The sequence below is a fragment of the Cupriavidus basilensis OR16 genome (assembly GCF_000243095.1).
Lineage (GTDB): Bacteria > Pseudomonadota > Gammaproteobacteria > Burkholderiales > Burkholderiaceae > Cupriavidus > Cupriavidus basilensis_D.
Genome location: NZ_AHJE01000111.1, coordinates 1 through 9355 on the forward strand (window position 1 = coordinate 1; position 9355 = coordinate 9355).

9 protein-coding genes and 1 pseudogene are annotated in these 9355 nt (G+C 67.8%); 3 read left to right on the forward strand and 7 right to left on the reverse strand.

Going from position 1 to position 9355, the window contains the following annotated elements:
• Positions 1-62: 62 nt before the first annotated feature.
• The 4 genes and pseudogenes from pcaC to pcaH form a co-directional block, all read right to left on the reverse strand.
• Positions 63-1058 carry a 4-carboxymuconolactone decarboxylase gene (gene pcaC / locus OR16_RS46650; RefSeq protein WP_272942890.1) on the reverse strand — a complete coding sequence of 332 codons (996 nt, stop codon included), beginning with the start codon at positions 1056-1058 and terminating at the stop codon, positions 63-65.
• Positions 1059-1139: 81 nt separating this feature from the next.
• Positions 1140-2495, reverse strand: a pseudogene (locus OR16_RS32675) (3-carboxy-cis,cis-muconate cycloisomerase); the annotation flags it as partial.
• 107 nt (positions 2496-2602) lie between these two features.
• Positions 2603-3181, reverse strand: a complete 579-nt coding sequence (gene pcaG / locus OR16_RS32680; RefSeq protein WP_006163070.1) for a protocatechuate 3,4-dioxygenase subunit alpha — start codon at positions 3179-3181, stop codon at positions 2603-2605.
• 3 nt (positions 3182-3184) lie between these two features.
• Positions 3185-3910 (reverse strand): protocatechuate 3,4-dioxygenase subunit beta, encoded by a 726-nt coding sequence (gene pcaH / locus OR16_RS32685; RefSeq protein WP_006163071.1) that lies wholly within the window; start codon positions 3908-3910, stop codon positions 3185-3187.
• Between the two features lie 95 nt (positions 3911-4005).
• On the opposite strand from pcaH, the gene OR16_RS32690 reads away from it, so the two are divergent.
• A complete protein-coding gene (locus OR16_RS32690; RefSeq protein WP_006163072.1) occupies positions 4006-4968 on the forward strand; it encodes a LysR substrate-binding domain-containing protein in 963 nt (320 codons plus the stop codon).
• Positions 4969-4979: 11 nt separating this feature from the next.
• Here the strand turns inward: OR16_RS32690 and OR16_RS32695 are convergent, their stop codons facing one another.
• Together OR16_RS32695 and OR16_RS43785 are read right to left on the reverse strand one after the other, a co-directional pair.
• Positions 4980-5360, reverse strand: coding sequence for a hypothetical protein (locus OR16_RS32695; protein WP_006163073.1), 381 nt, complete (start codon positions 5358-5360; stop codon positions 4980-4982).
• 133 nt (positions 5361-5493) lie between these two features.
• Positions 5494-5760, reverse strand: a complete 267-nt coding sequence (locus OR16_RS43785; protein ID WP_141639951.1) for a hypothetical protein — start codon at positions 5758-5760, stop codon at positions 5494-5496.
• A gap of 31 nt (positions 5761-5791) precedes the next feature.
• Between OR16_RS43785 and OR16_RS32700 the strand changes: the two genes are divergently transcribed.
• Entirely contained in the window at positions 5792-8134 is a 2343-nt protein-coding gene (locus OR16_RS32700; RefSeq protein ID WP_006163074.1) for a sensor histidine kinase, read from the forward strand.
• Between the two features lie 56 nt (positions 8135-8190).
• Positions 8191-8919 carry a response regulator transcription factor gene (locus tag OR16_RS32705; RefSeq protein WP_006163076.1) on the forward strand — a complete coding sequence of 243 codons (729 nt, stop codon included), beginning with the start codon at positions 8191-8193 and terminating at the stop codon, positions 8917-8919.
• Between the two features lie 70 nt (positions 8920-8989).
• Here OR16_RS32705 and OR16_RS32710 read toward each other — a convergent pair.
• On the reverse strand, positions 8990-9355 hold a 366-nt coding region (locus OR16_RS32710; RefSeq protein ID WP_006163086.1), incomplete at its 5' end, for a lytic transglycosylase domain-containing protein.

Below are 9355 nucleotides of genomic sequence, written 5' to 3' on the forward strand. Positions count from 1 at the left end.
GGGATGTCGTACGCTCTTGGGTGCAAGATGCCAACGCCGCAGCAATACAACCAAAGCCCCCCTTACTCCCCCCTAATACCCTCCGCATCCACAGCAGCAAACACCTCCTCCGCCATATGAAAAGCCGAGTTAGCCGCCGGCACCCCACAATAAATAGCCGTCTGCAAGAGCACTTCCTTAACCTCGTCGCGACTGACATGATTATTGGCCGCGGCGCGCAGATGCAACTTCAGCTCCTCGCTGCGATTAAGCGCCACCATCATCGCAATGGTGATCAGGCTGCGAGAATGGCGCGGCAAGCCTTCGCGGGTCCAGATCTCGCCCCATGCATAGCGCGTGATCAGGTTCTGGAACTCCTCGGTCAGCGGGTTGAGCTTGGCCAGCGAGCGATCCACGTGGGCACTGCCTAGCACCGCGCGGCGCACGGCCAGGCCGGCCTGGTAGCGCTCGCCATCGTTGGCGGGGTGGCCGGCGGGCTGTTGCGCATCGCCGCCCAGGAAGTCCAGCAGCGCCTCGGTGAAGCGCGCGGGCTGTTCGCGGTTGGACAGGTGAGCCGCTTCCAGCTCGAGATAGCGCGCGCCCGGAATGGCATCGGCCAGCGCGCGCCCTTGCGCCGCGGTGGTGGACGGGTCCGCGCTGCCGGCAATCACCAGCACCGGCACCGGAATGGTCTTGACCGCCTCGCGCAAGTCCGCGTCTCGCACCGCCGCGCAGTTTGCCGCATAGCCACGGGCGTCCAGCCCGCTGAGCACCGCGCGCAGGTCATCGAGCCGGCTGCCGGCGGCGCTGGCAAAGGCAGGCGTAAACCAACGCTGCAACGAGCCCTCCACCAGCGGCGACATGCCGTCGCGCAGCACGTCTTCGATGCGCGTGTTCCACGCCTCGGGCGTGCCGATCTTGGGCGCGGTATTGGCCAGCACAATGCGGGAGAAGCGCTGCGGTGCGTTCACGCCCAGCCACATGCCGGTGAGGCCGCCCATCGACAAGCCGCAGAAGGCGGCCTTCTGGATCTGCAAGGCGTCCATCAGCGCGATGACATCGCTGCCCAGTTCCGCCACGCTGCTCGGGCCCGGGGGCAATGCGGACTGGCCGCTTGTGACCGGGGTCCCGGAGGGCGATCCATGTTGGCCGGCTTCCTGCCGCCAGGCCGCCAGGACCGCATCGGCGAAGCCCGCCGCCTGCCCGGCGTAATTGGCCGGATCGCAAACCCGGTCCAGCGCCGCCGCATCCATCAGCTCCGCATGCGCTGCGTCCTCGGCCAGGGTCGCACCCAGGGCTTCCCGCAATGTCGTGCCTTCGGCCACGGCCCGCCGGCAGGCGCCTTCCACCAGGTGATGCGCCGGCAGCCTGCCGATCTTGCCGCCGAGCTCCAGCATGGCGGCTTCCGCCAGGATCAGCCCGTGCGTGACACCCAGGTTGGCGCGCATGCGCGCGGCATCCACCTGCAATCCTCCCACCACTTCCAGCATCTGCCGCAATGCCCCTGCTGCCAGCGTGACGATCTGCGGCAAGGTATCCCATTCCGCCTGCCAGCCACCCAGCGCGCGCTCGTGCTCCTGCACCATGCCGGCCAGCATGGTCGCCACCAGCGGCGGCACGCGCACGGCGGCGGTGAGCACAGCGGCGCTGCCAACCGGGTTGCGCTTGTGCGGCATGGTGCTGGAGCCGCCGCGCCCGGGGCCGGTGGGCTCCGCTACCTCGGCCACTTCCGTTTGCATCATCAGCGACACGTCACGGGCGATCTTGCCCAGCGTACCGGTGAGCATGCCGAGCGTGGTGGCTACCTCGACCATGCGGTCCCGGTAGGCATGCCAGGGCGTGGGCGCCACCGCCAGGGAGAGCGCGCTGCCAAGCGCCGCTGCCACGGCCGGCGCCGCGTCGCCCAGGCTGGCCAGCGTGCCGGCGGCGCCGCCGAATTGCAGCGTGGCGGCCTGCGCACGCGCGGCGCCGAGGCGGCGCAGGTCGCGGCGCAGGGCATCGAGCCAGCCGGCGGCCTTGAGGCCAAAGGTGGTGGGCAGCGCGTGCTGCAGCCAGGTGCGCGCCACCATCGGTGTGTCGCGGTGCTGGCTGGCGAGCGCCGCACAGGCATGGCCAAGGGCCTTGAGATCGGTGTCGACCGCCTGCAAGGCTTCACGCAATTGCAGCACCATGCCGGTGTCGATCGCGTCCTGGCTGGTGGCGCCCCAGTGCACGTAGCGCGCGGCTTGCGCGTCGCGCGCGGCCACGCGGGCGGTAAGTTGCCTCACCAGGGGAATGGCGAGGTTGCCACCGGCCACGGCGGCGGCGGCCAGCGCGTCGAAATCGATCTCGTCGGCGCGGCAGGTGGCGGCGATCGTCTCGGCGGCGTCCGCGGGGATCACCCCGCAGCTGGCTTCGGCGCGCGCCAGCGCGGCTTCAAAATCGAGCATGCGCTGGACGGTTGCCGTATCGGAGAAAGCGGCCAGCGTGGCGGCGCTGCCGAACATCGGGTCGGTCAGTCGGGATGAAGTCGGCATCGAATCAGGTTCGCATCGGCATGGAAAAACCCCAGCGCCGGCCCGCGAAGGGTCCGGCGCCGGGGCTTGGTTCGGCGCGGGCGCGCTGGCAATGGCTGCGCGCGGGATCAGATGTCGAAGAAGACCGTCTCGTCCTGGCCTTGCAGCACTACCTGCCATTGCAGCTTGCCTGCGCCTGCTTGCTGCGCCACCAGCGTGTGGCGGCGCGCGGCGGGCACCTGCGACAACGCCCAGTCGCGTGCGTTGGCCTGCGCTTCGTCCGGGAAGTATAGGCGCGTGGACAGATGCTTGAGCAGGCCGCGCATGAACAGCGAGACGACAATGTGCGGCGCCTGCGGCTGGCCGTCGGGGCCGGGCACGGGGCCCGGCTTGACGGTGACGAAGCGGAAACTGCCGTCGGGCCCGGTCGGCAGCCGGCCAAAGCCGGTGAAGCCAGGCACCAGTGCCGTCCCGGCGCCATCGCGCGCGTCGTCGGGATGGCGGTAGCGGCCGGCGGGGTTGGCCTGCCAGATCTCTACCATGCCGTCGGGCACGGGATCGCCCTTGCCGTCGATCACGCGGCCTTCGACCACGATGCGCTCGCCCGTCAGTTCGGGGGCATCGGCGGTCAGGTCGGCGCGGTCAAGGCCGGACAGGCCGATATGCAGGTAGGGTCCAACGGTCTGGGATGCGGTGGCGTACAACATGGCTTACTCCATCGGCGTGGCATCGCGGCCACGCAGCACGATATCGAAACGGTAGCCGAGGGCGTACTCGGGGACCGTGGTTTCCCAGTCGAAGGCGGCCACCAGGCGATCGCGCGCCTTGGCGTCCGGCACGCAATTGAAGATGGGATCGAAGGCGAGCAGCGGGTCGCCCGGGAAATACATCTGCGTCACCAGGCGCGTGGCATAAGCGTTGCCGAACAGCGAGAAATGGATATGCTGCGGCCGCCAGGCGTTGTGGTGATTGCGCCAGGGATAAGCGCCGGGCTTGATGGTCTTGAACTGGTAGCGGCCCTGCGCGTCGGTCACCGCGCGGCCTTCGCCGGTGAAATTGGGGTCGAGCGGCGCATCGTGCTGGTCGCGCTTGTGCACGTAGCGGCCGGCGGCATTGGCCTGCCAGACCTCGATCAGCGCGTTCGGCACGGGACGGCCGTTTTCATCGAGCACGCGGCCGCTGACCAGGATGCGCTCGCCGATGGCTTCGCCGGCGTGGCCGGCGGTCAGGTCGCTATCGCCGTGGCGCACGAACTCGGCGCCGAACAGCGGTCCGGTCACCTCGGACAGCGTCTGGTTCAGCGCCACCAGCGGCTCGTTGGGCGAGCGCAGTGCCGTGGAACCGTACGGGTCAAAGCGGTACTCCGGCTGCGTGTCCCAGTAGTGGCGGCGGTATTGCGCCAGCCCTGGCGGCAACTTGATGGGCGAGTCGGCCATGATACGTGTCTCCGTGGGGTGGAATTTTCATTACTTTATTTGCACCCATCACGCATGTATATTGAGTTTTTCAACTATTTGCATAATTTTTCGATATGCAACCCGCCTTCCAAGCCACCTTTCGCAACCGTGTCCGCCTACGCCACCTGCATTGCTTCGTGGCGGTGGCGCAAACCCAGCACCTGGGCCTGGCCGGGGAGCAACTGGGCCTTAGCCAGCCCGCCGTTTCCAAGACCCTGACCGAGCTGGAAGCGCTGCTGGGCGCACGCTTGCTGACGCGCGGCCGGGCGGGCACCGACCTGACCGAGCTGGGCCAGCGCTTCCTGCGCCACGCCTTGCGCGTGCTGGAGGACCTGGACGAAGCCGCGGATAGCATCGGTAGCTCGGCCGCCGCCGGGCGCCGGCATCTCCGGCTGGGCGCCCTGCCCAGCGTGGTGCCAGACTTATTGCAGGAGGCGGTGCTGGCGTTTCGCCGCGCGCATCCGGAAGTCGGCCTGGCGGTGCAGACAGGCATGAACCGCACGCTGATCGATTGGCTTAAGGCCGATCTGCTCGATATCGTCATCGGCCGCATGGACAATCCGGCGGTGATGGAGGGGCTGTGGTTTGAAATGCTGAACGCCGAGCCGCTGCTGCTGGCGGTGCGCAAGGGGCATCCGCTGAGCACCCTGCCGCCTTCCATGGCGGACGTCATGGCCTTCCCGCTGGTGGTGCCGGCGCAGGGCTCGGTGCCGCGCCACAGCGCGGAGAGCCTGCTGGCGCGTCACGGCTTCGTGTTGCCGAACGGCGTACTGGAGACCGCGGACGCCTACCTGGGCCAGCTCATCGCGCTGAAGTCCGACGCCGTCTGGCTGGCGCCGCGCTGCGCCATGCGCCAGGCCCTGGAAGACAGGGAACGGGTGCTGCTGCCCATCTCGGGCCAGGGCAGCGAGGAGCCGGTCGGGCTGCTACGCCAAGGCGGACGCGACCTCGACGATGCCGCCGAGGCCTTCGTGCAGGACCTGCGCGAACGTGCCGCGGCGCGCTCGCGCGGGCTGGCGCCCAAGGCGAGGGGATAGGAAGGCGGCGCTCAGCCCTTGCACTGTGGCTGGGCGTTGATGCTGTCGCGCATGGTAGCGCAGGATCTGGCCAGGCCTTCCTTGTCACTGGCGTCGCGCCAGCGCGTGCGCGTGGCCTCCATGTCCTTGGTGAAGGCGTCGCGGAGCTGGCGCGCGCCCGCGGCTTGCCCCAGCCGCTCGTAGCCCGATGCCATGTGCTCGGTGCAGGAGCGCTGTGCGGCCTCCGCCTGCTCGCATTCCTTGGGCAGGGAGGTGTCCTTGACGCTCGCGGAGGACGCGGCCGGGGTGTCCGCCTGGCCACAAGCCCCCAGCAGCAAGACCAGCGCCGTCATCGATGCCAGCGAGGCGATCGATGAAACGGAGGCGATGTGATTAACCCTGTTGTTCTGCATATTTTTCCCTTTTTTGACAGAAACAGCATGCTAACCAAAACCCCTTGGCACGGTCTGCATCAGGCGGCCTGAAGTTACGTGTGGTGAAACATTTTACATCTCGTAACAAAGCGCATGAAAATGACGGCCCTTATCACAAATTGGTTTCGCTTGTCGCTTGAATATCAATATTATTTACATTTTGGATATATTTAGCATATAGGCCTGCAAACCGCGTTGACACGATAACCATTTCCTTCTTAAATCGCCAAACCGAAACGCCCCCCTCCGGGCCGGCGAACGCAATATTGACAACGGCCAACCCCGTGATCGCAGCAGGACGGCCATCAGCACGCACGCATGAATAGTCGGCGCCAATGCGGCCGGGATTTTTCATTTGTCCTCCGAACTGCTCACGCATGGGGCAGCCTCTGTTCTGATTTGAAAGACGAATGATGGTGCCTTCCTCAAGACGCCAATTTTGGCTGCAGTCGCTGGGGACCTTCGGCGTGCTGCTGTTCGGCAGCATGATCGCGTTGTCCATCGAGTATGGATATTCGCTGGAGCCGTCAGAAGGCGTGGTAGGCACGCTGGCCCGTGCGGCGCTCTCTGCACGCAGCGAGGCTTCCGAGATGGCTGGCGTGCTCGTGGTACTACCCGAGTCCGTCGCCCCGGCCACCGATGCCGCCCGCGACAGTCTGCAATACGACGAGGAAATGATGTCCGGGCTGGTGGTTTCCGCCCGTGAATATCCGTTCTCGGCAAGCATGACGACCGCCTCCAACGCCGCGCTCGCCACCCTGCCCGCAGCCGCGTTGCGCACCCCCACGGCATTTATCGCACCGCGATCGGATCTGCCGCTGCTGACGCAACTGCTCGGCGGCGATGGCCGCGTGATACTGGATCGCCTGCCGGTGGATCGGGGCCGCCTGATTGGCGCCGCGGCGGTCAAGCCACATCCGCTCTCCCACCTGCCGTTGGACGATTGCGAGGGCGGCGGCTTTGCCTCACTGTTCAGCCGCATTTGCGGCGACCAGACAGCCGTCGTCCTCGCCCAGCCGCCAGGGCTGGTGCACTACCTCTTCTCCGACGATCCGATCGGCGTGTTGATGCGCCGCCCCCGGTATGCCGGCATGACGGTGGTAGCGTTGCCGGCCCTGGACCCGCACAAGGTCGCGGTGGTCTACCAGGGCCAGTACGATTTTGTCGGCGCGACCGAATTCATCGCCACCACGCTGGCTGCGGTCGCCTCCGGCCGCTATCTCCAGGAAATGCCATGGGCGCTGCAGTCGTCGCTGGCGCTGGTGATGGTCATGCTGGTGGCGCTTGCGTCGAGCACGCTGGGCTTGCTGCGCTCGCTGGGCATCGGCGCGCTGCTGTCGGCCGTGGTGCTTGCCATCGTGTACTGCGCGGCCCGCTGGGGCACTTTTGCGGTACGCCCCGAGCCAGCCCTGTTCGGGATCGGCGCCACGATCCTGGCCAGCGCGGTGCACTGGCACTTCGCCACGCTGACCACCGCCTACAGGGTGCTGCGGCAACTGCGCAGCCACGACGGCGACAAGCGGACCGGCAACATGCGCGGATCGCATGCCAACGCGTTCGGCTCCGACCGCGACCTGTCGCGCCTGCATGAATCGGTAGGCCAGTTGATGTCGCGCTCGGCACGGCTGCAGCGCATCGTCAACAACCAGCCGTGGTGCACCATCGCACTGGACCGCGAGGGGCTGGTCCTGGTCGCCAGCGCCAACGCTGCCGTTACGCTCGGGGTACCGGTGCAGCGCGGCAGCGTGCTGGCCGAGGCGCTGAGCGAAACCGCCCAGCCGCTCGCTGACGAACAGCGTCCCGGCGGCGCCATCGCGTACTACAACGGACGGCCGCTGTGGCTGCGGCGCGACCGCGTGCATAACGACCCCGACATCGCCGCGCTGGTCACGATCATCGACTGCAGCCCGCTGGAGCAGGTCTGGCGCCATGAGACCGACCGCCTGCGTGCCAGCTTGCACGACCTGCGCGCGCCGCAGAACTCGATCCTGGCCATGACGCAGTTGCACGAGGCGGACCGCGGCGCTTTCGATTCCCTGGGCGGGATCGGCCACATCGGGCGACTCTCCGGGTTCTTGCTGAACCTGACCGAGAATCTCCTGCGCACGCCGTTCCGCCGCACGCGGGACATCGAATGGGAGCCCTGCGACCTGCAGGTGCTGGCGCAGGACGTGGTGGCGCGTGCGCAGCCACTGGCGCACGCGCGCAAGGTCAGCCTCCGGTTTTCCCGCCTGGACGAGGCCGCTGCCGAGGCCGCTTCCGAAGCCGATAGCCAGGCCGGAGCCGCGCAGGCTTCGCACCCGGCACCCGGTGACGCCACCGTTACCGGCGTTCCCCTGTTGCTGGCGCGCGCCCTGCAGAATGTCCTGGACAATGCCATCCAGCTCTCCCCGCCCGGAGCCTGCGTCCAGGTCACGCTTAGCGCCAGCCCGGAGGCGGTCGAGCTTGCCGTCTCCGACCAGGCCGGCGGCTTGCCCGGCATCCGGGGCAGTGCTCGCCTGGGCAGCTTCGACCAGTGGCACGGCCGGCTGCCAGGCATCCTGCGCGCGGGCCAGCGCCGCCAGGGCTTCGGCATCGGCTTGCGCATCGCCACTGAACTATTGCAACTGCACGACGGGCAGTTGGTGGCCGATACGGTGGAAGGACGCGGCACCGCCTTTCGCCTGATCGTGCCGCGCGACGCCAGCCGTACCGGGCCGCCCGCCCATACCATGCCAAGCGAGGCCGTCCCAAGCGAGGCCGGCGCATTCTGAGCGGGACCCAACCCCATCCTTACCCGCCCATCCAGATACCAAAAAGAGCAAGAACCATGGCAGTCTCCCCCACCATCCTGGTCGTCGAGGACGATCCCGCGCAACGCGCGCTGCTTGCCAGCTGGATCAAGCAGGCCGGCTACCAGGTCTCCACCGCGCGTAACGGACTGGAAGCCAAGCACTACCTGGAGGCCCAGTCGCCGCACCTGGTGGTGCTGGACCTCAACATGCCCGAGATGGACGGCATGCGGCTGCTGCGCTGGTTGCGCGGCCGTGGCCGGTCCCGCATCCCGGTGTTGTTCCAGTCCGTGACCGACGATCCGGAAGCCGTCATCCAGTTGCTGGACGCTGGCGCCGACGATTATGTCGCCAAGCCGGTCTGGCGCGAGATGTTGCTTGCCCGCATCCGGGCCCTGCTGCGCAGGAGCTTGGGCGAGCCTGGCGAGCAGACGCTGCGCCTTGGACGCGACGTGCTCCGCCTGGACGGGCATGAAACCACGCTGAGCGGCAAGGAGCTGGAGATCGCCCAGCACTTCGCGCGGCACGCGGGAGGCGTGGTGCGCCGGCAGGACCTGCTATCGGCGGTGTGGGGCATCGATACCAAGCTGGAGACCCGCACCGTTGACGTCTACGTTGGCCGCCTGCGCAGCCGCCTGCAGGCCATCCCCGGGATCAGCTGTCAGATCGAGTCGATCTATGCGGTGGGCTATCGCTTGCTGGCGAGTGCCGGGCCCGATGACGACGGCCAGCAAGACACCGTTGTGAACGGGCCTGACAGCGCGTGATCTGACCGCTTGCACCGGCAGTCGCACGCCCGGCATCAGCACGCCAGTAGCGTGCGCACCTGTCCGTGCGCTACGGCTGGCGCTGCCGCGCGTCATTGGCCGGTGCATCGCCGCCGGCGTTCGGCGCGGCGCTAGCCTGGTACCCGCGATATAGCGAGATGACGCGCGGGACGTAGTCCTGCGTCTCCGCGTACGGGGGAATCCGCATGCCGTGGCGCTCGACCGCGCCTTCGCCGGCGTTATAGGCCGCCAGCGCCAGTTGGAGGTCGCCGTAGCGGCCCAGCAGGTACTGCAGGTGGGCCGCGCCGGCCTGCACGTTCTGGCGCGGATCGCGTGCGTCGGCGATGCCGTAGCGCCGCCACGTGGCGGGCATCACAGCCACAACACCGACGGCGCCTTTGGGCGAGACCGCTTGCGGATTGAAGCCCGACTCGGT

Coding starts and splice junctions, on each gene's coding strand:
- pcaG (WP_006163070.1), bottom strand. CDS start 3,181: ATGTTGTACGCCACCGCATCCCAGACCGTTGGACCCTACCTGCATATC.
- pcaH (WP_006163071.1), bottom strand. CDS start 3,910: ATGGCCGACTCGCCCATCAAGTTGCCGCCAGGGCTGGCGCAATACCGC.
- OR16_RS32690 (WP_006163072.1), top strand. CDS start 4,006: ATGCAACCCGCCTTCCAAGCCACCTTTCGCAACCGTGTCCGCCTACGC.
- OR16_RS32695 (WP_006163073.1), bottom strand. CDS start 5,360: ATGCAGAACAACAGGGTTAATCACATCGCCTCCGTTTCATCGATCGCC.
- OR16_RS43785 (WP_141639951.1), bottom strand. CDS start 5,760: ATGCGTGAGCAGTTCGGAGGACAAATGAAAAATCCCGGCCGCATTGGC.
- OR16_RS32700 (WP_006163074.1), top strand. CDS start 5,792: ATGATGGTGCCTTCCTCAAGACGCCAATTTTGGCTGCAGTCGCTGGGG.
- OR16_RS32705 (WP_006163076.1), top strand. CDS start 8,191: ATGGCAGTCTCCCCCACCATCCTGGTCGTCGAGGACGATCCCGCGCAA.